This is a genomic window from Sinomonas sp. T428B (assembly GCF_056780155.1).
Genome location: NZ_JBRAZR010000001.1, coordinates 3,044,822 through 3,067,651, shown reverse-complemented (window position 1 = coordinate 3,067,651; position 22,830 = coordinate 3,044,822). Strand labels below are relative to the sequence as shown.

Below are 22,830 nucleotides of genomic sequence, written 5' to 3'. Positions count from 1 at the left end.
TCCACTCATGACTGACGACATCCTCGTGGCCTGCGCCCACGGAACCAGCAACGCCGAGGGCAAGGCAGCGATCCTCGAGGTTGTCGAGCAGATCCGCGCCGCCCGCCCGGGCCTGACCGTCCTCGACGCGTACGTCGACGTCCACGGCCCCGAACTGCCGGAGGTCGTCGCCGGCCTGCCCGAGGGGGCGCGCGCCGTCGTCGTCCCGCTCCTGCTGAGCGTGGGCTACCACGTCAAGGTGGACATCGCGAAGGCGGTCAAGTCCCGCCCTGGGACCCTGGCCGCGGGGCCCCTCGGCCCCGACGAGCGCCTCGCCGGGCTCCTCGCGGAGCGGCTCCGGCAGGCGGGCCTCGAGGCGGAGGACGCCGTCGTGCTCGCCGCCGCGGGGTCCTCGAACCCGCGCGCCGCGGTCGACGTCGAGCGGCTCGCCGACATGCTGCGGCGCCTCGTCCCGAACCGGATCCTGCCCGGCTACGGGGCGAGCGCGAGGCCGAGCGTCCCCGACGCCGTGTCGGAGCTGCGCGACGAGGAGGAGGGGCGCGTAGTCGTCGCGAGCTACCTCCTGGCCCCCGGCTACTTCCACGACCAGCTCGCCAAGGCCGGTGCCGACGCCGTCGCCGCGCCGCTCCTGCCCTCGCCCGTCATCGCCGAGCTCGCCCTGGACCGCTACGACGCGGCCCTCGCCGCCGCGCAGTGACCCCGGGCCCAGCGGCCCCCGGTCCAGGGTCCGAGCCCGGGAGGCGACCCTCCGCCGCGCTCCTCGTTGTGCTCCTCGCCGCGATGGGCGTCGGGCCCATCCTCAACTACGGCCTGAGCGCCGTGAGCCCGCTCATCATCGCGGACCTCGGCATCAGCCAGTCGCAGTTCGGCATGCTCGCGGGCGCCGTGTTCGCCTCGGCCGCGGTGAGCAGCTTCTCGCTCGGGCGGCTCAGCGACAGCACGACGACGCGCCAGCAGCTCGTCGTCATCTTCGGCGGGACCGCCGTCGCCCTCGTCGCCGCGGCCCTCGCTGGCACCTACTGGCTCCTCCTCGCGGCCGCGCTCCTGGCCGGGCCCGCCCAGTCGCTCTCGAACCCCACGACGAACCGCGTGATCGCCACGGAGGTCCCGCACGCGAAGCGCGCCGGCTGGATCGGCGTCAAGCAGTCGGGCGTCCAGGCGAGCCAGCTCTTCGCGGGCCTCTTCTTCCCGGCCGTCGCGCTGTGGCTCGGCTGGCACGGCGCCTTCGGCCTCGCCGCCGTCGTCGCCCTCGGGCTCCTCGCCTTCGCGCTCCGCACGGTCCCGCGGCAGGCCCCGCGTCCGCGGACGACGGCGCCGCGCGGCCGGGGCGGCGCGCTCGGCTTCCCGGTGTGGCTCTTCGCCGGCTTCGCGTTCTGCTCGGGCCTGGGCATGCAGGCCACGAACGTCTACCTGCCGCTCTTCGCCGTGCGCGAGCTCGGGTTCCCGCTCGTGCTCGCCGGCGCCGCCGCGGGCGTCTCCGGGATCGTCGGGGTCTCCTCGCGCATCCTCTGGGGGCGGCGCATGGCCCGCGGCGCCCGCCCGTCGGGCCTCTTGGCCATCCTCGCCGTCGGCGCGGTCGCGGGCATCGCGTGCCTCCTCGGCGCCGGCGCGTGGCACGCGCCCGCGCTCCTGTGGGCCGGCGTCGCCCTCCACGGCGCGACCGTGCTCGGGGCCAACGTCATCACCAACGCCGCCGTGCTCGTCGTCGTGCCCCCCGAGCGGATCGGCGCCGCGTCCGGCGTCCTCTCGATGGGCATGTACGCGGGCTTCGCCCTCGGGCCGCTGCTCATGGGCGTCCTCGCCGACGCGACGGGCGCGTTCGACGCCGGGTGGCTCGCCGTGGGCGCGGGCTACGCCGTGTGCCTCCTGCTCGCCCTGTGGCTGCGCCGGTACGGGGCCACGCACCCATGGAGCTCGTTCCAGCGCTAGGTGAGTCAAGCCTTCCCCGTCACATTGCGCGGGTATGCGACGAAATGTGTCCTCGGGTGACCCTCCATGTCACATGCCGTAGGGCGGGACCGCGTGGCGTCCGTACCCTCGAATGCATGAGTGAGACTGCTGCACCCGAGCGCACGGAGCGACCCGCCCGCGCGGCTCAGGCCCCGGCGCGGCCGGCCCGTCCCCGCGCGTCCAAGCCCAATGGGCAGTGGAAGGTGGACGGGACCACCCCGCTCAACGCCAACGAGACCTGGAAGCAGGAGGACGGCGGGCTGAGCGTCCGCGAGCGCATCGAGACGATCTACGCCAAGGGCGGCTTCGACTCGATCGACCCGACGGACCTGCACGGCCGCTTCCGCTGGTGGGGCCTCTACACCCAGCGCAAGCCCGGGATCGACGGCGGCAAGACCGCCACGCTCGAGCCGCACGAGCTCGAGGACCGCTACTTCATGATGCGCGTGCGCATCGACGGCGGCGCGCTCACCACCGAGCAGCTGCGCGTCGTCGGCCAGATCTCGGTCGACTTCGCCCGCGGCACGGCGGACATCACGGACCGCCAGAACATCCAGCTCCACTGGGTCGAGGTCGAGAGCGTGCCGGAGATCTGGCGCCGCCTCGAGGCCGTCGGCCTGCACACGACCGAGGCCTGCGGCGACGTCCCGCGCGTCATCCTCGGCTCGCCCGTCGCCGGCATCGCCGCTGACGAGATCATCGACCCGACGCCGCAGATCCACGAGATCGCCGAGCGCTACATCGGCGACGAGTCCTTCGCGAACCTGCCGCGCAAGTTCAAGTCCGCGATCACGGGCCACCCGTCCCAGGACGTGGTCCATGAGATCAACGACATCGCGCTCGTCGGCGTCGTCCACCCCGAGCTGGGCCCGGGCTACGACCTGTGGGTCGGCGGCGGGCTCTCGACGGCGGCGCACCTCGCCGTCCGCCTCGGCACGTTCGTCGAGCCCTCCCGCGCCGCCGAGGTGTGGGCCGGCGTCACGAGCATCTTCCGCGACTACGGCTACCGCCGCCTGCGCAACCGCGCGCGCCTGAAGTACCTCGTCCAGGACTGGGGCGCCGAGAAGTTCCGCGAGGTCCTCGAGACCGAGTACCTCTCCGCGCCGCTCCCCGACGGCCCCGCCGCGGTCAAGCCGTCGACGCCGGGCGACCACGTGGGCGTGCACGCGCAGAAGGACGGGAAGTTCTACATCGGCGCCACCCCGACCGTGGGCCGCGTCTCGGGCGAGATCCTGCTCAAGCTCGCGGACCTCATCGAGGCCCACGGCTCGCAGCGCCTGCGCACGACCCCGCACCAGAAGCTCGTCGTGCTCGACATCGAGAAGGACCGCGTCGACTCGCTCGTCGCCGGCCTCGCGGAGCTCGGGCTGTACGCGAACCCGAGCCCGTGGCGCCGTTCGACCATCGCCTGCACGGGCATCGAGTACTGCAAGCTCGCGATCGTGGACACGAAGGACACGGCGACTGCTGCTGTGGCCGAGCTCGAGAAGCGCTTCGAGGCGGAGCCGGCCAAGGACGGCAGCGGCGCGAACGCCCTGCTCAAGCCGCTGACCCTGCACGTCAACGGCTGCCCGAACTCGTGCGCCCGCATCCAGACGGCGGACATCGGCCTCAAGGGCCAGCTCCTGCCGGACGGCAACGGCGGCCAGACCCCCGGTTTCCAGGTCCACCTCGGCGGCGGCCTCGCCTCCGACACCCGCGAGGAGGCCGGCACCGGCCGCACCGTGCGCGGGCTCAAGGTCACCACGGAGGACCTGCCCGACTACGTCGAGCGCGTGACCCGCCGCTACCTCGCCGACCGCACCGGCGAGGAGCAGACCTTCGCCGAGTGGGCCCTGGCAGCCGACGAGGAGGCCCTGCAGTGAGCACCGTGACGAAGCGCTCCCCCGAGGAGCTCAAGGCCCTGGCCGAGGCCGGCGCGGCCGAGCTCGGCTGGGACGCCTCCGCCGAGGAGGTCATCGGCTGGGTGGCCCGGAACTTCGCGACCGAGGCCACGACCGTGGCCTGCTCGATGGCTGACGCCGTCCTGCCGGCCCTCGTCGCGGACCAGCTCCCCGGCGTCGACGTCCTCTTCCTCGACACCGGCTACCACTTCCCGGAGACGTACCAGACCCGGAACGAGGTGGCCGAGAACCTGCGCGTGAACATCGTCGACGTGACGCCGCGGCAGACTGTCGCCGAGCAGGACGCCGCCGAGGGCAAGGACCTCTTCGCCCGCGACCCTGCCCGCTGCTGCGCCCTGCGCAAGGTCGAGCCGCTCTCCCGCTCGCTCGCCGGCTACGAGCTGTGGTTCACGGGCGTGCGCCGCGACGAGGCCCCGACCCGCACGAACACCCCGCTCGTGACGTGGGACGAGAAGAACGGCCTCGTCAAGGTCAACCCGGTCGCGCCGTGGAGCTTCGACCAGCTGGTCCAGTACTCCGAGGACAACCTCCTGCCGGTCAACCCCCTCCTCGCGAAGGGCTACCTCTCGATCGGCTGCGCGCCCTGCACGCGGCCCGTCGCCCCAGGAGAAGACCCCCGTGCCGGGCGCTGGTCCGGCACTGACAAGACAGAATGCGGGCTCCACGTATGAGCACTCGAGTTGAAGAGACGGTAGACAGCGTGACGCACGAGTTCCCGGCGGCCGAGCCGGCCGCGGCTCAGGCGGCCGTGGCCGCCGAAGTCGGCCCGGCCCTGCCCCTGCTCGACGCCCTCGAGGCCGAGGCCATCCACATCATCCGCGAGGTCGTCGCCGAGTTCGAGCGCCCCGCGATGCTGTTCTCGGGCGGCAAGGACTCCGTCGTCATGCTCCACCTCGCCGCGAAGGCCTTCTGGCCCGGCAAGGTGCCCTTCCCGGTCCTGCACGTGGACACGGGCCACAACTTCCCGGAGGTCCTGGACTTCCGCGACCGCACTGTCGCCCGGCTCGGCCTCAAGCTCGTGGTCGGCTCCGTCCAGGAGTTCATCGACCGTGGCGAGCTTGCGGAGCGCGCCGACGGCACCCGCAACCCGCTCCAGACCGTGCCCCTGCTGGACGCGATTGAGCGGAACAAGTTCGACGCCGTGTTCGGCGGCGGCCGCCGCGATGAGGACAAGGCCCGCGCCAAGGAGCGCATCCTCTCCCTGCGCGACGAGTTCGGCCAGTGGGACCCGCGCAACCAGCGCCCCGAGCTGTGGAACCTGTACAACGGCCGCCACACGGTGGGGCAGCACGTGCGGGCCTTCCCGATCAGCAACTGGACCGAGCTGGACATCTGGCGGTACATCGCCCGCGAGAACATCGAGCTGCCCTCGATCTACTACGCGCACGACCGCGAGGTGTTCCACCGCGACGGCATGTGGCGCGCGATCGGCGAGTTCTCCCAGCCGCGCCCGGACGAGGACGTCGTCGTCAAGACCGTGCGCTACCGCACCGTCGGCGACATGTCCTGCACCGGCGCCGTGCTCTCCGACGCGTTCACCGTGGACGACGTCGTGCGCGAGGTCGCCGCCTCGACCCTCACCGAGCGCGGGGCCACCCGCGCCGACGACCGCATCTCCGAAGCGGCGATGGAAGACCGCAAGAAGGACGGGTACTTCTGATGACCTCGACCCCGATCGACATCGTCGAGTCCGCCGAGGCCGTGCTGGGCTCCGGCTCCCTCTTCCGGTTCGCCACCGCTGGCTCGGTCGACGACGGCAAGTCCACCCTCGTGGGCCGGCTCCTGCACGACTCGAAGGCCATCCTCGCCGACCAGCTCGACGCCGTCGCCCGCACCTCCGCGGACCGTGGCTTCGGCGGCGAGAAGGGCGGCCTCGACCTGGCCCTCCTGACCGACGGCCTGCGCGCCGAGCGCGAGCAGGGCATCACGATCGACGTCGCGTACCGCTACTTCGCGACCGACCGCCGCAACTTCATCCTCGCGGACTGCCCGGGCCACGTGCAGTACACCAAGAACACGGTGACGGGCGCGTCCACCGCGGACGCCGTCGTCGTGCTGATCGATGCCCGCAAGGGCGTGCTCGAGCAGACCCGCCGGCACCTCTCCGTCGTCGCGCTCCTGCGGGTGCCGCACGTCGTCGTGGCCGTGAACAAGATCGACCTCGTGGACTTCTCCGAGTCCGTGTTCTCGGCGATCGCCGAGGACGTCGCGCGGGTCGCGGGGGAGCTCGGGCTGCGCGACGCCGTCGCCGTGCCGGTCTCCGCGCTCGACGGCGACAACGTCGTCGACCGCTCGAACCGCACCCCGTGGTACGCCGGGCCGACGCTGCTCGAGCTCCTCGAGACGCTCCCGAGCACCGACGAGCTGGACGACGAGCACGAGGCGTTCCGCTTCCCGGTCCAGACCGTGATCCGGCCGCAGGGCGCGCTCGCGCCGGGCCTGTCCGAGGACGAGTTCCGTGACTACCGCGCCTACGCGGGCCAGGTCACCGAGGGCGTCGTGCGCGTGGGCGACCGCGTCGCCGTCGTGACCCCCGGCCAGGCGCCGCGCGAGACCACCGTGGTGGGCATCGACGTCGCCGGCCGCACGCTCGAGGAGGCGGCCGCGCCGCAGTCCGTCGCGCTGCGCCTCGCCGACGAGTTCGACATCTCGCGCGGCGACACGATCGCCGCCGCCGGCACGCTCCCGGAGAGCTCCGCCGACCTCTACGGCTCGCTGGCCTGGCTCTCGACCAAGCCGCTGCGCGAGGGCGCGAAGGTGTACGTCAAGCACGGCACCTCGACCGTGCGCGGCCTCGTGCGCGCCGTGACCGGCAAGCTCGACCTCGAGTCCTTCGAGGTGTCCCCGGCGTCCGGCCTCGAGCTCAACGACATCGGCGAGGTCCAGATCCGCCTGGCCGCGCCGCTGCCGCTCGAGCCGTACGCGACGCACCGCCGCACCGGCGCGTTCCTCGTGATCGACCCGCAGGACGGCAACACGCTCGCCGCCGGCATGGTCGGCACGCACCCGGGCGACACCGAGGACGAGCGGTACTGGATCTGACGTTCTCCTCCTGAACACACCAGAACGACGACGGCGTCCGCCACCTCCTCGAGGTGGCGGGCGCCGTTTCCGTTGGGCGCCCCGGAGTGGCTCTACGCTCGTTCCATGGCCGCCGCCCCGACCCCGTTCGCCGCCGCCCTCGCCGCGGGGGAGACGCTCGTGCTCGACGGCGCGCTGGCCACCGAGCTCGAGGCCCGCGGCTGCGACCTCGACGACCCGCTCTGGTCCGCGAAGGTCCTCCTCGAGGCGCCCGGGCTCATCGCCGCTGTCCACGGCGACTACTTCCGCGCGGGCGCGCGGGTCGCGACGACGGCGAGCTACCAGGCGTCGGTGCCAGGCTTCGCGCGGCGAGGCCTGAGCGGCGAGGAGGCTCTCGGCGTCGTGCGCGAGAGCGTGCGTCTCGCCGACGGCGCGCGCCGCGCCCGCCTCGGCGACCACCCGGCGTCGCCCGCCCTCTTCGTCGCGGGCTCGGTGGGCCCCTACGGCGCCTACCTCGCCGACGGCTCGGAGTACCGCGGGGACTACACGCTCACTCGGGCTGAGTACCTCGACTTCCACAGGCCCCGGGCTGAGGCGCTCCTCGAGGCCGGCGCCGACGTGCTGGCGTGTGAGACCCTGCCGAACGCCGCCGAAATCGGCGCGCTGGCCGAGCTCGTCGGCGAGCTCGGGGCGGCCGCCTGGTTCAGCATGACCCTCCGCGACGCGTCGCACCTCAGCGACGGCACGCCGCTCGCCCGCGTGGCGGCGGAGCTCGCGGGCCGGCACGGGGTCGTCGCGCTCGGGGTCAACTGCGTCGCGCCGGCGCTTGTCGGGCCCGCGCTGGCCGAGCTCGCCGCGCACACGGACCTGCCGCTCGTGGCCTATCCGAACTCCGGGGAGGCCTACGACCCGGCGGTCAAGGCCTGGCGCAGCGGCGCGCACGACGCCGGCCTGCTCGCCTCGCGCGCGGGGGAGTGGGCGGCGCTCGGGGCCCGGCTCATCGGCGGCTGCTGCCGGACGACGCCGGCGGACATCGCCGCCCTCGCACGCGCCCTCGAGTGAGCGGATCCGCGCACAGACCATCCGTTTGGACGGGTAGCCGTACCCCCAACCCGCGTGATCCAATGGGCGGTGTTCGACCGGTCGCCCGAGTCCGACGCCGGCCTCGGAGAGAGGAAGGATGACGATGACCGACAGCAAACAGGACGGATCCCCGGCCGCCCCCGACAGCGTCACCTCGCACGGCAGCGAGAGCGAGAACCCGGCGATCGACTCGCCCCAGCCCAAGGCCCACCGCCCGCGGACGAACGCGGACTGGTGGCCGAACCAGCCCGACCTCTCCGTGCTCCACGCCCATCACCCGGCAGGCAACCCGCTCGGCTCGGGCTTTAGCTACCGCGAGGAATTCCAGAAGCTCGACGTCGAGGCGCTCAAGCAGGACATCATCGAGGTCCTGACCACGCCGCAGGACTGGTGGCCCGCCGACTTCGGCCACTACGGCGGCCTCATGATCCGCATGAGCTGGCACGCCGCCGGCACCTACCGCGTCTTCGACGGCAGGGGCGGGGCCGGCGACGGCAGTCAGCGCTTCGCCCCGCTCAACAGCTGGCCGGACAACGCCAACCTCGACAAGGCCCGGCGCCTGCTGTGGCCGGTCAAGCAGAAGTACGGGCAGAAGGTCTCGTGGGCGGACCTGCTGGTCCTGGCGGGCAACGTCGCGCTCGAGTCCATGGGGTTCAAGACCTTCGGATTCGCCTTCGGCCGCGAGGACGTGTGGGAGCCCGAGGAGATCTTCTGGGGCCCCGAGGACGCGTGGCTGGGCGACGAGCGCTACGTGAGTGAGTCGGAGATGGCACCCGTGGTCGGCGCCACCGAGATGGGCCTCATCTACGTCAACCCCGAGGGCCCCAAGGGCAACCCGGACCCGGCCGCGGCGGCGGCGTTCATCCGCGAGACCTTCGGGCGCATGGCGATGAACGACGAGGAGACCGTGGCGCTCATTGCGGGCGGGCACACCTTCGGCAAGACGCACGGCGCGGCCGACGCCGACGCGCATGTCGGCCCCGAGCCCGAGGCCGCGAACCTCGAGAACCAGGGCCTCGGCTGGCTCAGCACCTACGGGAGCGGCAAGGGGCCCGACACGATCACGTCCGGCCTCGAGGTCACCTGGACGGACCGCCCGACGCAGTGGAGCAACAGGTTCTTCGAGATCCTCTTCGAGCACGAGTGGGAGCTCACCAAGAGCCCCGCGGGTGCACACCAGTGGGTGGCCAAGGATGCTCCCGAGATCATCCCGGATGCCTACGACCAGGAGAAGAAGCATCGCCCGACGATGCTCACGACGGACCTCTCGCTCCGTGTCGACCCGACGTACGAGAAGATCTCCCGGCGGTTCCTCGAAAACCCCGACGAGTTCGCGCTCGCGTTCGCCAAGGCCTGGTACAAGCTCCTGCACCGCGACATGGGCCCGGTCGGCCCGCACCTGCTCGGGCCCTGGGTCCCGGAGCCGCAGCTCTGGCAGGACCCGATCCCCGCCGTCGACCACGGGCTCATCGACGACTCCGACATCGCGTCCCTCAAGACGAAGCTCCTGGATTCCGGCCTGTCTCCGGCCGAGCTCGTCTCCACGGCGTGGGCCGCCGCCTCCACCTTCCGCAAGACCGACCGGCGCGGCGGCGCCAACGGCGCCCGGATCCGGCTCGAGCCCCAGCGCAGCTGGGAGTCGAACCAGCCCGAGCAGCTGGGCCGTGTGCTCGAGGCGCTCGAGGGCGTCCAGTCGGAATTCAATGGGGCGCAGGACGGCGGGAAGAAGGTGTCCCTCGCGGACCTGATCGTCCTCGGCGGCTGCGCCGCCGTCGAGAAGGCGGCGCGTGACGCCGGCGTCGACATCACGGTGCCGTTCCGGCCGGGGCGGGCCGATGCCTCGCAGGAGCAGACGGACGTCCAGTCGTTCCAGTACCTCCAACCGCGCGCCGACGGGTTCCGGAACTACGTACGGCCCGGGGAGAAGCTCCAGCCCGAAACGCTCCTCGTCGACAGGGCCTACCTGCTAGACCTCTCCGCCCCGGAGATGACGGCGCTGGTCGGCGGCATGCGGGCGCTGGGGGCGAATCTCGGCGGCTCGCAGCACGGTGTCCTCACGGACAGGCCGGGCGTGCTGACGAACGACTTCTTCGTCAACCTCCTGTCCCCGGGGACCCAGTGGAAGGCCTCGGAGTCCGAGGAGGGCGTCTACGAGATCCGCGACGTCGGCAGCGGGGAGACGAAGTGGACGGCAACCGCCGTCGACCTCGTCTTCGGCTCCAACTCGCAGCTGCGCGCCCTCGCCGAGGTCTATGCGAGCGACGACGCGAAGGAGAAGTTCGTCCGCGACTTCGTCGCCGCCTGGGCGAAGGTCATGGAGCTGGACCGCTTCGACCTCCGCTGAGATGGGCTGCACTGCAGGGCCGGCCGCTCACGTGGCCGGCCCTGCACCGTACCGGGGAAAAGAGACCCGGTCAGGATCGGCCGCCTCTGCGCGGCGTACCAACGACTCCCGGGGGATGTCCATGGCGCTCCGTCGCACACTCCGCACCGTACTGCCCGCTCTCGCCGCCGCCGGCGTCCTGGCCCTCACTGGCTGCGCCGGGGGCTCGGCGGAGAACCCGTCACCGAGTGCATCGAGCAGCTCGTCGGCATCGGTCCCGACCAACGACGCCCGCCCGACGCCGGCCTCGTCGACGGAACCCGCGCGCAACATTCCGGTCCCCGAGCTGCCGGAAGCGGCGAAGCAGAACACGCGAGAGGGCTTTGAGGCCTTCGTGCGGTACTACGTCTCTCTCCTGGACTACGCGTATCAGACCGGTGACACAGAACCCGCCCTGGACAATGCCCACGAGGGCTGCACCCTGTGCGGAACCTCTGCGAAGAACATTGACGCGACGACCGCGGCCGGCGGGTGGATCACCGGGGGACGCCTGAACCTGTCCGGATTCTCCACGGAGGGGACCCCGGACAGCAACGGTCGATGGACGGCGACCGTCGAACTCCATCAGACGGAGATCAGCAGCGTCTCTCCTTCCGGCACCGTCTCGACGCCGACGCCGGCAACAAACGCGACACTTCTGGCAACAGCGGAATATGCCAACGGTCGGTGGTCGATGGTCGACCTCGGACAGCCTGGTGCCGCCCGCCAGTGAATGTCGGCCGGACGTCCTTCTCCTCTCGGGGACGGGCCGGAAGCCCCCGTGTGACGCTCCATGACGCAACGTGACTGCCCGTGACCGCACCCTTGGGGCGCGACTACGCCGTCCCTACGCTTGAACCCATGATCCCGCAGCCGCCTGTCGACCGCCGGGGCACTGTGCCCCGATGTCGGACCTCACGATAGGCCCCATCACCCCCGTCGGCAGGCCGATCTTCGGCCTGCGATTCTGCGAGACCAAGGACCATTCATGAGCGAAACGACCAAGACCCCAGAGACCGTGCGCATCACGGCCGAGTCGGCCGACCAGGAGGCGAAGCGAGGCCGCGGCCTCAAGATCGGGATTGCCGCCGCCGTCGTGCTCCTGCTCGGTGCCGGCGCCGCCATCGCGACCGTCGCCTCCAGCGCCAGCCAGTCCCAGCCGTCACAGAGCGCGGCAGCCGCCGTCGGAACGCCGGCCCCGCAGCTCCGCCTCGGCTACTTCGGCAACGTCACGCACGCGCCCGCCCTCGTGGGCGTGCAGAACAGCTTTATTGCGGACGCGGCCAAGGCGGCCGGCACCGAGACCTTCAGCACCCAGGTGTTCAACGCCGGCCCTGCCGCGATCGAGGCCCTCAACGCCGGCGCGATCGACGCGACCTACATCGGCCCGAACCCGGCCATCAACTCCTTCGTCAAGAGCAACGGCGAGTCCGTGGCCGTGATCGCCGGCGCCGCCGCCGGCGGGGCGCAGCTCGTCGTCAAGCCCGAGATCACCTCCCCGGAGCAGCTCAAGGGCAAGGTGCTCGCGAGCCCGCAGCTCGGCGGAACGCAGGACGTCGCCCTGCGCGCCTACCTCGGGGAGCATGGCTTTGCCACGAACCCGAACGGCGGCGGTGACGTCACGATCAACCCGACTGAGAACGCCCAGACCCTCAAGCTCTTCCAGGACGGCAAGCTCGACGGCGCGTGGCTGCCCGAGCCGTGGGCCTCGCGCCTCGTGCTCCAGGCCGGCGCGAAGGTGCTCGTCGACGAGAAGGACCTCTGGGACGGCGAGGGCACGGGCAAGCCGGGCCAGTTCCCCACGACGATCCTCATCGTGAACAAGAAGTTCGCGGCGGAGCACCCGCAGACCGTCGAGGCGCTCCTCAAGGGCCACGTCGAAGCCGTCAACTGGCTCAACCAGGCCAGCCCGGCGGACAAGGCGAGCACGATCAACGCCGCCCTCAGGGCCTCCTCGGGCGCCGAGCTCCCGGGGGACGTCATCGACCGGGCCCTCGCGAACATCACCTTCACGACCGACCCGCTCGCGGGGGCCTTCCCGAAGCTCCTGCAGGACGGCGTCAAGGCGGGGGTCACGAAGGACGCCGACATCAACGGCCTCTTCGACCTCCGCGCACTCAACGCCATCCCCGGCCACGAGAAGGCCAGCGCCGCCGGCCTCGGCCAGGACTGACCGGGCCCGGACCAACCCGGCCAGGAACCCCACAGAAGGAATCGACATGACCGTACTGCTCGAGAACCTCGGCAAGCGCTTCGGCGCGGGCGCACCCGTCCTCGACGGCGTCAGCGCGAGCATCGCCCAGGGCGAGTTCGTCGCGCTCCTCGGCGCCTCGGGCTGCGGCAAGTCGACCCTGCTGAACATCATCGCCGGCCTCGAGCGCCCCACCTCGGGTGCGCTCGAGGTCCCGGCGGACGGCGCGGCGTTCATGTTCCAGGACGCCGCGCTCTACCCGTGGCTCACGGCCCGCGGCAACATCGAGCTCGCGCTCAAGCTCCGCGGCGTCGGCAAGGCCGAGCGCAGGGCGCGGGCGACGGAACTCCTCGACCTCGTCCACCTCGGCGAGGCCGGCGACAAGCGCCCGCACGAGCTCTCGGGCGGCATGCGCCAGCGCGTCGCCCTCGCCCGGGCCCTGTCCCAGGACCGCCAGGTCCTGCTCATGGACGAGCCCTTCGCCGCCCTCGACGCCATCACCCGCGACCTCCTCCACGAGGAGCTCACGCGCATCTGGCGCGAGACCGGCCGTACCATCATCTTCGTGACCCACAACGTCCGCGAGGCGATCCGCCTCGGGCAGCGGGTCCTGCTCCTCTCGTCGCGCCCGGGCCGGGTCGTCGCCGAGTGGGCGGTTCCGGAGGAGACGAAGAACGACGCCGCCGCTGTCGCCGCCCTCACGGGGGACGTCACCGCCCGCCTGCGTGAGGAGATTGCACGCCATGCCAAGTAATTCCACCCTCGAGAGGGACACGGTGAGCACTCAAGCACCAGGCCACGCGCAGCCGCAGTCCTCCGACGCGGAGCTGCGGACCCTCGAGGCCGGCCTCGACCACCTCCAGTCGGACACGTCCCGCCGCCGACGGGACTGGACCCGCGCGCTCCTGCCGATCGCCGCCGTCGTCGTCCTCGTCCTGGCCTGGCAGCTGTACGTGAGCCTCGGCCTCAAGCGCCGCGACCTCGTCCCGGGCCCCTTCGACGTCCTCGCCTCCCTCGCGGAGCTGTGGGGCGAGGGCAAGGTCCAGGAGTCGGTGTGGACCTCGCTCCAGCGCGGCCTGCTCGGCTTCGCGGTGAGCGTCGTCGTCGCGACCCCGCTCGGCCTGCTCCTCGGCCAGGTCAAGACCCTGCGCCGGGCCTTCGGGCCGCTCATCTCGGGCCTCCAGGTCCTGCCGTCCGTCGCGTGGGTCCCGGCCGCGATCATCTGGTTCGGCCTCACGGACGCGACCGTATATTTCGTGGTGCTCATGGGCGCCATCCCGTCCATCGTCAACGGCCTCATCTCCGGCATCGACCAGGTGCCGCCGCAGTACCGCTCCGTCGCGAAGGTCCTCGGGGCCTCCCGCGCCGAGCTCGCCCTCCAGGTCATCCTCCCCGCGTCCCTCCCCGGTTATGTCGCGGGCCTCAAGCAGGGCTGGGCGTTCTCGTGGCGCTCGCTCATGGCGGCCGAGATCATCGCCGTCGGGGGGACCATGGGCTTCGGCCTCGGCTCGCTCCTGGACCAGGGCCGCACGCTCAGCGACATGGGCGTCGTCATGAGCGCGATCCTCATCATCCTCTTCGTGGGCATCCTCATCGAGCTGGCCGTCTTCGGCCCGATCGAGCGCCGGCTGCTGGCCCGCCGCGGCCTCCTCTCCGGGAGCACGCGCTAGCCCCACCTGCACGGCCTGCCCCACGGCCCCGTCCCTCGCGCCCGTCCGGGCGAGGGGCGGGGCCGCTGCCGTGCCGGCCCCGCATCGCGGCGCGGGACGCTATGTGACGCAGGGTTACCTAGCGTGAACGGCTGTGTCGATGTGTTGCCGCTGCCCCGGGGCGGCAGCCTACCGTTGATTCATGGCACTCCAGGACCTCTATCCCGCGGCGCTGCGCCTGCTGGGGCGCCCCGTCCTCGTGGTCGGCGGCGGCCGGGTGGCCGCGCGCCGCGCGCAGGGCCTCCTCGACGCCGGCGCGATCGTCACCGTCGTCGCCCCGGAGGCGCACGACGACGTCGCGCGCCTCGCGAGCGCCGGCCTCCTCACGCTCGTGCCCCGCGCCTACGAGACCGCGGACCTCGACGGGGTCTGGTTCGTGCAGACCGCCACGGGCGTCCCCGCCGTGGACGCGCGCGTGACCGCCGAGGCCGAGGAGCGCCGGATCTGGTGCGTCAACGCCGCCGACCACGAGGCCTCCGCCGCGTGGACCCCCGCCACCGTCCGCGTCGACGACGTGACCGTGGCCGTGAATGCCGGGGGAGACCCGCGCCGGGCCAAGGCCCTCAAGGACGCGATCGCCCTCGCCCTGCGCACCGGCAAGCTTCCCCTGCGCCGCCACCGGAAGAACTCCAGCCGCCGCCCCGGCCGTGTGGCCCTCGTCGGCGGCGGCCCCGGCGACCCCGGGCTCATCACCGTCCGCGGCCGCCAGCTCCTCGCGGAGGCCGACGTCGTCGTCGCCGACCGCCTCGGCCCGCGGGACCTGCTCGGCGAGCTCGCTGAGGGCGTTCGCGTGATCGAGGTCGGCAAGGCGCCCGGCGCCCACCAGGCCACCCAGTCCGAGATCAACGCGATCCTCGTCCGCGAGGCCCTCGCGGGGCACGTCGTCGTCCGCCTCAAGGGCGGGGACCCGTACGTCCTCGGCCGCGGCGGCGAGGAGGCGGAGTTCTGCCGAGAGCACGGCGTCGACGTCGAGGTCGTCCCCGGCGTCACGAGCGCCGTCTCGGTGCCGGCGGCCGCCGGCATCCCGGTCACGCACCGCGGCCTCGCGACCGGCTTCAGCGTCGCCACCGGGCACGACGAGCTCACGGAGCTCCCGGCCCGCCCCGACCACACCATCGTGCTCCTCATGGGCGTGCGCCGGCTCCCCGAGTCGGTCGCCGTCCTGCGCTCGCGGGGGCTCGGCGCGGAGACGCCCGTCGCCGTCGTCGAGCGCGGCTGGACGCCCGAGCAGCGCGTCACGATCGCGACCCTCGGTACCATCGTTGACCGGGCCCGCGCCGTCGGCGTCGCCAACCCCGCCGTCGTCGTGATCGGCGATGTGGTGCGCGTGAGCCCGTACGCCCGGGCGCACTTCCCGGCACCCCTGGCCTCCCGCACGACCCCCTGACCATCAGCACTTCCGGACTCTTCAGAACGAACAGAAGGAACACAGCCGTGTCGAACTCCCCCCTCGCTCAGCGCGCCCTCCGCGTCGCCGTCGTCGGCTCCGGTCCCGCCGGCGTCTACGCCGCCGACCTCCTGACCAAGAGCGCGCCCGTCGCCTCGGGCGAGCTCACGCTGAGCATCGACCTCTTCGACCGCTACCCGGCCCCGTACGGCCTCATCCGCTACGGCGTCGCGCCGGACCACCCGCGCATCAAGGGCATCGTCAACGCCCTGCACAAGGTCCTCGACCGCGGCGACATCCGGTTCTTCGGCAACGTCGACTACGGCACGGACCTGAGCATCGAGGACCTCCGCAAGCACTACGACGCCGTCATCTTCGCCACCGGCGCGATCAAGGACGCGGACCTCAACATCCCGGGCGTCGAGCTCGAGGGCTCCTTCGGCGCGGCCGACTTCGTCTCGTGGTACGACGGCCACCCGGACGTCCCGCGCGAGTGGCCGCTCGAGGCCAAGGAGATCGCGGTCATCGGCAACGGCAACGTGGCCCTCGACGTCGCGCGCGTCCTCTCGAAGCACGCCGACGAGCTGCTCGTGACCGAGATCCCGGACAACGTGTACCGGATCCTCAAGGAGTCACCGGTCACGGACGTGCACGTCTTCGGCCGCCGCGGCCCCGCGCAGGTCAAGTTCACCCCGCTCGAGCTGCGCGAGCTCTCGCACAGCCACGACGTCGACATCGTCCTCTACCCCGAGGACTTCGAGTTCGACGAGGCCTCCGACCGCGAGATCCAGACGAACAACCAGGTCAAGACGATGGTCGGCACCCTGACGAACTGGATCGCCGAGCAGCCCGAGGACCCGGCCGAGCTCACGGCCTCCCGCCGCCTGCACCTGCACTTCCTGCAGAGCCCGGTCGAGATCTACGACTCGCCCGAGACGCCGGGGAAGGTCGCCGGGATCCGCTTCGAGCGCCAGGAGCTCGACGGCACCGGCAACGTCCGCGGCACGGGCGAGTTCCTCGACTACCCGGTCCAGGCCGTGTACCGCGCGATCGGCTACTTCGGCTCGGCCCTGCCCGACGTCGAGTTCGACCACCGCCGCGGCGTCATCACGAACGACGGCGGGCGCGTCCTCGACGCCGACGGCACCCACGTGCCCGGGCTCTACGCGACGGGCTGGATCAAGCGCGGCCCGGTCGGCCTCATCGGCCACACCAAGGGCGACGCCCTCGAGACGATCAACTTCCTCCTCGAGGACCGCGAGTCCCTGCCCTTCGCCGCCGAGCCGGCCGAGGAGGCCGTGACCGAGCTGCTCGCCGCCCGCGGCGTCGAGTACACGACGTGGGAGGGCTGGATCGCCCTCGACGCGCACGAGAAGGCCCTCGGCGCTGCCGCCGAGCCCGCCGTCACGCACAAGGGCGAGGTCGCGCGCGAGCGCGTCAAGGTCGTCTCCCGCGAGGAGATGGTCGCGATCTCGAACGGCGCGGCGATCACCGCCGGCTGACGCCTGCCGAGTCCGCCCCCGCTCCCCAAATGTTGGGTTGAGCAGGGTTCGCACCCGCGGCACCCTGCTCAACCCAACATTTCGCGTCAAGGAGCCGGACCCAGTCAGGCCTTCGCGACCTTGCGCACCGCGAGGGCCAGGTAGAGCTGGACCCTGTCCGCCGTCACGGCCGGGTCGTAGCCCGTGAGCTCGGCGATCTGCCCGAGCCGGTAGCGCACGGTGTTCCGGTGCAGGTTGAGCTCCTCGGCGACCTGCGCGACCGAGCCGTTGAGGTTCAGATACGTCTCGAGGGTGTGCACGAGCTCCGACCCGTGCTGCGCGTCGAAGCGCACGAGCGGCCCCACGGCCTCGCCCGCCATGTCCGCGAGCGGCACGTCCTCGCTCGCGAGCAGGAGCGAGGTCAGGCTGAGCCGCTCGGGCTCGTTGACGTCGAGCCCGCGCGTCGCGGCCTCCTTGGCCTCGAAGTAGCTCCACCGCAGCCCGTTCGGCTTCGTGTAGGAGCCGCCGATCCCGATCGTCGCGTGGATCCCGGCCTCGGTGAGGTGGTCGGCGAGGAGGCGGCCCAGCCGCGGCGCCCGCGCGCCGTCGTCCTCCACCACGACGACGAGGTCGTGGTCGAGCGTCGCCGAGACCGCGTTCTCGAGCGCCGCCGGCAGGGTCGTGCCGCGCAGGTTCTTGTGGTGCGCGGCAGACTCCGCGAGCAGCACGACGTTGCGCCGGGTCGAGTTGACGCCGACGCCGGCGAGGCGGCGCGAGGCCTCGTCCGCCTCGAGGGTGCCGCGCACGACGTCGTTCATCACCTGCCCGGCGAGCGCGCGCTGGGCCTGGCGCTGCTTCATGAGGTTGTTGAGCTCGAGGCTGATGAGGTTCTGCGCGTAGGAGATGATGCCCGTGTCCTCGAAGGGCTTCTTGGCCCAGAGTGTCGAGGCGTCGCGCCGGCCCGTCGGGATGGGGTAGGCGACCCAGCGGTCCATCGACGGGGTCCCCGCGTCGGGGCTCGAGGCGTAGAGCTGGGCGGTGAACTGGGTCAGGACGAGATCCGTGGAGAGCATCTCGCCGAGGTTCTTCAGCACGTCCGCGAGGCCGCCGCCCGTCAGGAGCGAGCGCGCGAGCACCTGGTGGCCGGCGATGAGCCGCTCGAGGCTCGCATAGTGGTCGGCCGAGTGCGAGTCGGCGACGAGCTTGCCGATGGCCATGAAAGGCGTGTGGTACGGGACCTCGAGGACCGGCACGCCCCAGCGGTTGGCCTCGGCGATGAGCGCCGGGGGGATCTCGTCGTGGCCGAGGCCCACGCCGAAGCCGATGCCGAGCGTGCCCGCGCGCTGGAGGACGCGGACGAACCGGCGCTGCTCGACGGCGCTGCGCTGGCGCGCGCCGGTCGTGAGCACGAGCTCGCCGCCGGAGAGGAACGGGGCCGGGTTCTCGAGCTCCGTCACGGCCACCCACTGGATCTCCGTCCCGAGCGTCGACCCGGCAGATCCGGCGAGCCGGAGTCCCAGTTCGGGGCGTGCGAGGAGGTCGGAGAGCGTGAGCGCCATGCCCACCATCATAGGCTTCAGCGCTGGCCGATCGCACTACGTCTGAGAGGCAAGGTGGTGCGATCGGCCATTCCTGCTGTGGCGCCGCTCGCATACCGTGGAAGGCGACGCAGGCGAGGAGCGCCCCGGGCGCCGCTGCACTGAAAGGAAAGACTTCACATGGACATCCAGTACCGTCTCGAGCAGAAGCGGAAGGTCCTCCACGACTTCCCCGGCCCCAAGTCCCTCGAGCTCGCGGCCCGCAGGGCCCAGGCCGTCGCCGCCGGCGTCGCCTCGTCCGTGCCCGTCTATGTGGCCGATGCCGACGGCGGCATCGTCCACGACGTCGACGGCAACTCCTTCATCGACCTCGGCTCGGGCATCGCGGTGACGACCGTGGGCGCCTCCGACGCCGCCGTCGTCGGCGCCGTCAAGGAGCAGGTCGAGCACTTCACGCACACGTGCTTCATGGTCTCCCCGTACGAGGGCTACATCGCCGTGGCCGAGAAGCTCAACCAGCTGACCCCGGGCGAGCACGCCAAGCGCACGGTCCTGTTCAACTCCGGCGCCGAGGCCGTCGAGAACGCCGTCAAGATCGCCCGCGTCGCGACCGGCCGCAACGCCGTCGTCGCCTTCGACCACGCCTACCACGGCCGCACGAACCTCACCATGGGCCTGACGGCGAAGGCCATGCCCTACAAGCACGGCTTCGGCCCCTTCGCGCCCGAGGTCTACCGCGTCCCGATGAGCTACCCGTTCCGCGAGGAGAACCAGCAGATCACGGGCAAGGAGGCCGCCGAGCGCGCGATCCTGCAGATCCAGAAGCAGATCGGCGCCGACCAGGTCGCCGCGATCATCATCGAGCCCATCCAGGGCGAGGGCGGCTTCATCGTCCCGGCCGAGGGCTTCCTGCCGCGGATCGCGGAGTTCGCGAAGGAGAACGGCATCGTCTTCATCGCGGACGAGGTCCAGTCCGGCTTCGCCCGCACGGGCGAGTGGTTCGCCGTCCAGCACGAGGGCGTCGTCCCCGACCTCATCACGACGGCGAAGGGCATCGCGGGCGGCATGCCGCTCTCTGCCGTGACCGGCCGCGCGGAGCTGCTCGACGCCGTCCACGGCGGCGGCCTCGGCGGCACCTACGGCGGCAACCCGGTCGCGTGCGCGGCCGCGCTCGCCGCGATCGAGACGATGGACACGCAGGACCTCCGCGGCCGTGCCCGTGAGATCGAGGCCACGGTCAAGGAGCGCCTCGGCCGGCTCCGCGACGAGCTCGGCGAGGGAGGCATCATCGGCGACATCCGCGGCCGCGGCGCCATGCTCGCGCTCGAGTTCGTCAAGCCCGGCAGCGCCGCGACGACGAAGCTCCCGGATGCCGACGCGACGAAGAAGATCGCCGAGTACTGCCTCAAGGAGGGTGTCATCATCCTCACGTGCGGCACCTACGGCAACGTCGTCCGCCTCCTGCCGCCGCTCGTGATCGGGGACGAGCTGCTTGCCGACGCCCTCGATGTCCTCGAGGCCGCGATCCGCAGCGTCGCGTAGCTATCCCGGTAGAGTCTGCGGTAGACCGCAGACCGGACGTGGGCGCCCGGCATGTGCCGGGCGCCCACGGGCGTCTCTGCCCTGACGTGAGTGTCCAGCACCAGGAGGTGGGCCATGCGCTACATCGTCGGATACCAGCCGGATGCCCGGGGGGCGGATGCGGTGGCCCTGGCCGTCGCGATCGCCCGCGCGCAGGGCGCCGAACTGGACCTCGTCTTCGTGCTGGCCGGGGACGTGCCGTACATTCCCGCGAGCCCCGACGGCAAGCGCGTCGACGTCGACGAGCAGCTGATCCTCACGGCCCAGGGGGACGCCCTCCGCCTCGTCCCCGAGGGCGTCAAGGCCACCTTCCACGTGCGCCGCGCACACTCCTTCGCGGCGGCGCTCATCGAGGCCGCCGTCGAGTCCGAGGCGGCCCTGATCGTCATCGGCGCGGCGAGCACCGGGCTCTTCAAGCGGTACACCGTGGGCAGCGTGGCCAACGCCCTCCTGCACGCCTCGCCCGTCCCCGTGGCCCTCGCACCCCGCGGCTACCACCGCACGGACCCGATCGAGCGGCTCACGGCCTTCATCGGCAGGCGCGAGGGCGCGGACGCCGCGATCGACGTCGCCCTCGTCGCGGCGAGCCGGCGCAACGTCCCGCTCCGCTTCGTCTCCCTCGTCGAGCTCGACGAGCCGGGAGAGTTCGGCGAGAACATCAACGCCGCGCACCGGCACGCGAACACGGTGCTCACCGAGGCGGCCCACAGGCTCCCGGAGGGGCACGAGGCGACCGTCGAGGTCGCCCACGGGCGCACGTTCGAGGAGGCCGTGGACAACCTCGACTGGCTCGAGGGCGAACTCGTGATCGTCGGCTCCTCGCGCCTGGCCCAGAACCGCCAGATCTTCCTCGGCTCCATGGCCAACAAGGTCCTGCGGGCCCTGCCCGTCCCCATGGTCGTCGTCCCGCGCGACTACGAGCGCGCCGAGTCCCACCCCCTGGGCTAGGGAGGAGCCATGGTCGGCTTCGCCGCAGGCATCGCCTCGTCCCCGGACCATCCGGAGGCCGTCCCGCTGCACGGCCTGGCTATCCGGCACCACAAGAGCGGCGCGGCCGTGCTCTCCGCCCAGGTCCCCTCCGGCGGCCACCTTCTGCACCTGTCCATGGCGACGTGCGTGTTCAACGACCTCCATACGGCGGCTGCCGTGCGTGGCATCGGCCTCGGCAGGGTCGAGGTCCGGGCTGACGGCGCCTTCGACGCGGAGCTCACACGCTCGACCGGGATCGCCGTCGAGGTGGACCTCGAGGGCGCCGCCCCCGAGGCCGAGCTCGAGGCCCTCGTCCGCGAGGTCGTCGAGAACGCCCTGCCCGGTGCGACAGGCATTGCCCGGCACGGACAGGCCTTGCCCGGCACGACAGGCCCGCGCCAACGCCTGCTGTGCCGCTTGAAGCCTGTCGAGCAGGTGACAGGCTCATATGGAGGCGAGCACAGGCAGCCGCGGTGTGAGACGAAGTTGTCCACAGACTCACCGCGGCCCGCCCCATAGGCCGGGCCGCACGGCAGGCTGCAGGGATGAAGCCCACCCAGATGCGCGGCCTCATCGAGGCTCGCTGGCCCGAACCACACGTTGCGTCGACATCCGAGCTAGCTGCCGCCGGAATCGACCACCGCGTCCTGACGGAGGCGGTGCGCCGCAAGGAGCTCGTTCGCCTGAGGCGAGGGGTGTACGTTCGGCGGGCCTACTGGCTGACCCTGGCCCCCTGGGATCAGGAGAGGCTCAGGATCGAGGCCCATTGGCTATCGACCCAGGGTGGTGCGGTCTACAGCCACTCGACTGCGGCGAGGATCCTGGGCTGCCGCACGTGGGGTACTGACGGCGCAGTCCACGTGACGGTCCCGTACTCAGGGTCGAGGACGAGCCACGGGGCGGATGTCCGAGCACACTCCCTGTACGTTCCGGAGGAGGACATCGTCCCCGTCCGCCTCGGTCCGGGAAGACTGGCGCGGTCGACGTCCCTGGAGCGATCCGTGGCGGATGTCGCCAGGATCCTGGACCCGGAACGCGCCGCCATCATCGGGGACCATGCGCTGAGGCTCGGCGCGTCACTGGACGGAATCAGGGCCGCGGCGGAAAGGTCGGGGGCGGCTCGTGGGGCACGGCGGATCGAGAACCTCCTCGGCCTCCTTGATGGCAGGTCCGAGTCTCCCGGGGAGACCCGGACGCGGTTCGCTCTGGCCGCTGCGGGACTGCCCAGCCCCATCCTCCAGTACCGGATCGAGACGTCGGAGGGCGAGTATCGAGCCGACTTTGCCTGGCCTGACCTGCTGGTGATCCTCGAGTTCGACGGGGATGCCAAATACTTCGACTACCGCCCCACGCAGGAGGTCCTGCTCGCCGAGCGCCGACGAGAGCTCGCCCTCGTCGCTGAGGGGTGGACGGTGGCGAGGGTGCGCTGGGCGAACCTCTCGGTCCCCGGACAGATCGCCTCCACGGTCCTCTCTGCGTTCGAGAGGGCGCGCAAACTGGCCGCATGACGGTCGAATTCCTCAGCCAGGAGCCCGACAGGCCGTGCCCTTCACAACAGGCCGGCGCCGACGCCTGTTATGAAGGCAAGGGCCTGACGTGAGGGCAAGCGCCTGCCATTCAGTCAGGGCCCGGCCTGCTGGTCCTGAGCAGTCCC

General features: G+C 71.9%; 19 protein-coding genes. 18 read left to right on the top strand and 1 reads right to left on the bottom strand.

Going from position 1 to position 22,830, the window contains the following annotated elements; all coding sequences use genetic code 11:
- The first annotated feature begins 7 nt into the window (after nt 1-7).
- From ACUYMY_RS14190 to ACUYMY_RS14125, 14 genes are all read left to right on the top strand, one after another.
- Entirely contained in the window at nt 8-697 is a 690-nt protein-coding gene (locus ACUYMY_RS14190; protein ID WP_481704178.1) for a sirohydrochlorin chelatase, read from the top strand.
- Nucleotides 698-780: 83 nt separating this feature from the next.
- Nucleotides 781-1,929, top strand: coding sequence for an MFS transporter (locus ACUYMY_RS14185; protein WP_481704177.1), 1,149 nt, complete (start codon nt 781-783; stop codon nt 1,927-1,929).
- Nucleotides 1,930-2,045: 116 nt separating this feature from the next.
- Nucleotides 2,046-3,815 carry a nitrite/sulfite reductase gene (locus tag ACUYMY_RS14180; RefSeq protein ID WP_481704176.1) on the top strand — a complete coding sequence of 590 codons (1,770 nt, stop codon included), beginning with the start codon at nt 2,046-2,048 and terminating at the stop codon, nt 3,813-3,815.
- On the top strand, nt 3,812-4,525 hold the full coding sequence (locus tag ACUYMY_RS14175) for a phosphoadenylyl-sulfate reductase (RefSeq protein WP_481704175.1): 714 nt from the start codon (nt 3,812-3,814) through the stop codon (nt 4,523-4,525). The genes ACUYMY_RS14180 and ACUYMY_RS14175 overlap by 4 nt, the downstream gene beginning before the upstream one ends.
- Entirely contained in the window at nt 4,522-5,514 is a 993-nt protein-coding gene (cysD, locus tag ACUYMY_RS14170; protein ID WP_481704174.1) for a sulfate adenylyltransferase subunit CysD, read from the top strand. Before ACUYMY_RS14175 ends, cysD begins: the two co-directional genes overlap by 4 nt.
- Complete coding sequence (locus ACUYMY_RS14165) at nt 5,514-6,896, top strand: sulfate adenylyltransferase subunit 1 (protein ID WP_481704173.1); 1,383 nt, start codon at nt 5,514-5,516, stop codon at nt 6,894-6,896. The genes cysD and ACUYMY_RS14165 overlap by 1 nt, the downstream gene beginning before the upstream one ends.
- A gap of 105 nt (nt 6,897-7,001) precedes the next feature.
- A complete protein-coding gene (gene mmuM, locus ACUYMY_RS14160) occupies nt 7,002-7,937 on the top strand; it encodes a homocysteine S-methyltransferase (protein WP_481704172.1) in 936 nt (311 codons plus the stop codon).
- A 124-nt stretch (nt 7,938-8,061) separates the two neighbouring features.
- Complete coding sequence (gene katG, locus ACUYMY_RS14155; RefSeq protein ID WP_481704171.1) at nt 8,062-10,302, top strand: catalase/peroxidase HPI; 2,241 nt, start codon at nt 8,062-8,064, stop codon at nt 10,300-10,302.
- A 121-nt stretch (nt 10,303-10,423) separates the two neighbouring features.
- Nucleotides 10,424-11,053: a DUF6318 family protein gene (locus ACUYMY_RS14150; protein WP_481704170.1), complete on the top strand. Its 630-nt coding sequence runs from the start codon at nt 10,424-10,426 to the stop codon at nt 11,051-11,053.
- Nucleotides 11,054-11,308: 255 nt separating this feature from the next.
- Nucleotides 11,309-12,493 (top strand): ABC transporter substrate-binding protein, encoded by a 1,185-nt coding sequence (locus tag ACUYMY_RS14145; RefSeq protein WP_481704169.1) that lies wholly within the window; start codon nt 11,309-11,311, stop codon nt 12,491-12,493.
- 46 nt (nt 12,494-12,539) lie between these two features.
- Nucleotides 12,540-13,265 carry an ABC transporter ATP-binding protein gene (locus ACUYMY_RS14140; RefSeq protein WP_481704168.1) on the top strand — a complete coding sequence of 242 codons (726 nt, stop codon included), beginning with the start codon at nt 12,540-12,542 and terminating at the stop codon, nt 13,263-13,265.
- A complete protein-coding gene (locus ACUYMY_RS14135; protein ID WP_481704167.1) occupies nt 13,255-14,181 on the top strand; it encodes an ABC transporter permease in 927 nt (308 codons plus the stop codon). The genes ACUYMY_RS14140 and ACUYMY_RS14135 overlap by 11 nt, the downstream gene beginning before the upstream one ends.
- Nucleotides 14,182-14,362: 181 nt before the next feature.
- Nucleotides 14,363-15,607, top strand: coding sequence for a uroporphyrinogen-III C-methyltransferase (cobA, locus tag ACUYMY_RS14130; RefSeq protein WP_481704166.1), 1,245 nt, complete (start codon nt 14,363-14,365; stop codon nt 15,605-15,607).
- Between the two features lie 47 nt (nt 15,608-15,654).
- Complete coding sequence (locus tag ACUYMY_RS14125; protein WP_481704165.1) at nt 15,655-17,109, top strand: FAD-dependent oxidoreductase; 1,455 nt, start codon at nt 15,655-15,657, stop codon at nt 17,107-17,109.
- 104 nt (nt 17,110-17,213) lie between these two features.
- Here the strand turns inward: ACUYMY_RS14125 and ACUYMY_RS14120 are convergent, their stop codons facing one another.
- Nucleotides 17,214-18,647 carry a PucR family transcriptional regulator gene (locus tag ACUYMY_RS14120; RefSeq protein ID WP_481704164.1) on the bottom strand — a complete coding sequence of 478 codons (1,434 nt, stop codon included), beginning with the start codon at nt 18,645-18,647 and terminating at the stop codon, nt 17,214-17,216.
- Nucleotides 18,648-18,806: 159 nt separating this feature from the next.
- On the opposite strand from ACUYMY_RS14120, the gene gabT reads away from it, so the two are divergent.
- From gabT to ACUYMY_RS14100, 4 genes are all read left to right on the top strand, one after another.
- Nucleotides 18,807-20,168 carry a 4-aminobutyrate--2-oxoglutarate transaminase gene (gene gabT / locus ACUYMY_RS14115; RefSeq protein WP_481704163.1) on the top strand — a complete coding sequence of 454 codons (1,362 nt, stop codon included), beginning with the start codon at nt 18,807-18,809 and terminating at the stop codon, nt 20,166-20,168.
- Between the two features lie 114 nt (nt 20,169-20,282).
- The gene (locus ACUYMY_RS14110; RefSeq protein ID WP_481704162.1) at nt 20,283-21,155 is read left to right on the top strand and encodes a universal stress protein; all 873 of its coding nucleotides are present in this window, start codon (nt 20,283-20,285) and stop codon (nt 21,153-21,155) included.
- A 9-nt stretch (nt 21,156-21,164) separates the two neighbouring features.
- Nucleotides 21,165-21,695: an OsmC family protein gene (locus tag ACUYMY_RS14105; protein WP_481704161.1), complete on the top strand. Its 531-nt coding sequence runs from the start codon at nt 21,165-21,167 to the stop codon at nt 21,693-21,695.
- Between the two features lie 26 nt (nt 21,696-21,721).
- The gene (locus ACUYMY_RS14100) at nt 21,722-22,684 is read left to right on the top strand and encodes a type IV toxin-antitoxin system AbiEi family antitoxin domain-containing protein (RefSeq protein WP_481704160.1); all 963 of its coding nucleotides are present in this window, start codon (nt 21,722-21,724) and stop codon (nt 22,682-22,684) included.
- Nucleotides 22,685-22,830 lie beyond the last annotated feature (146 nt).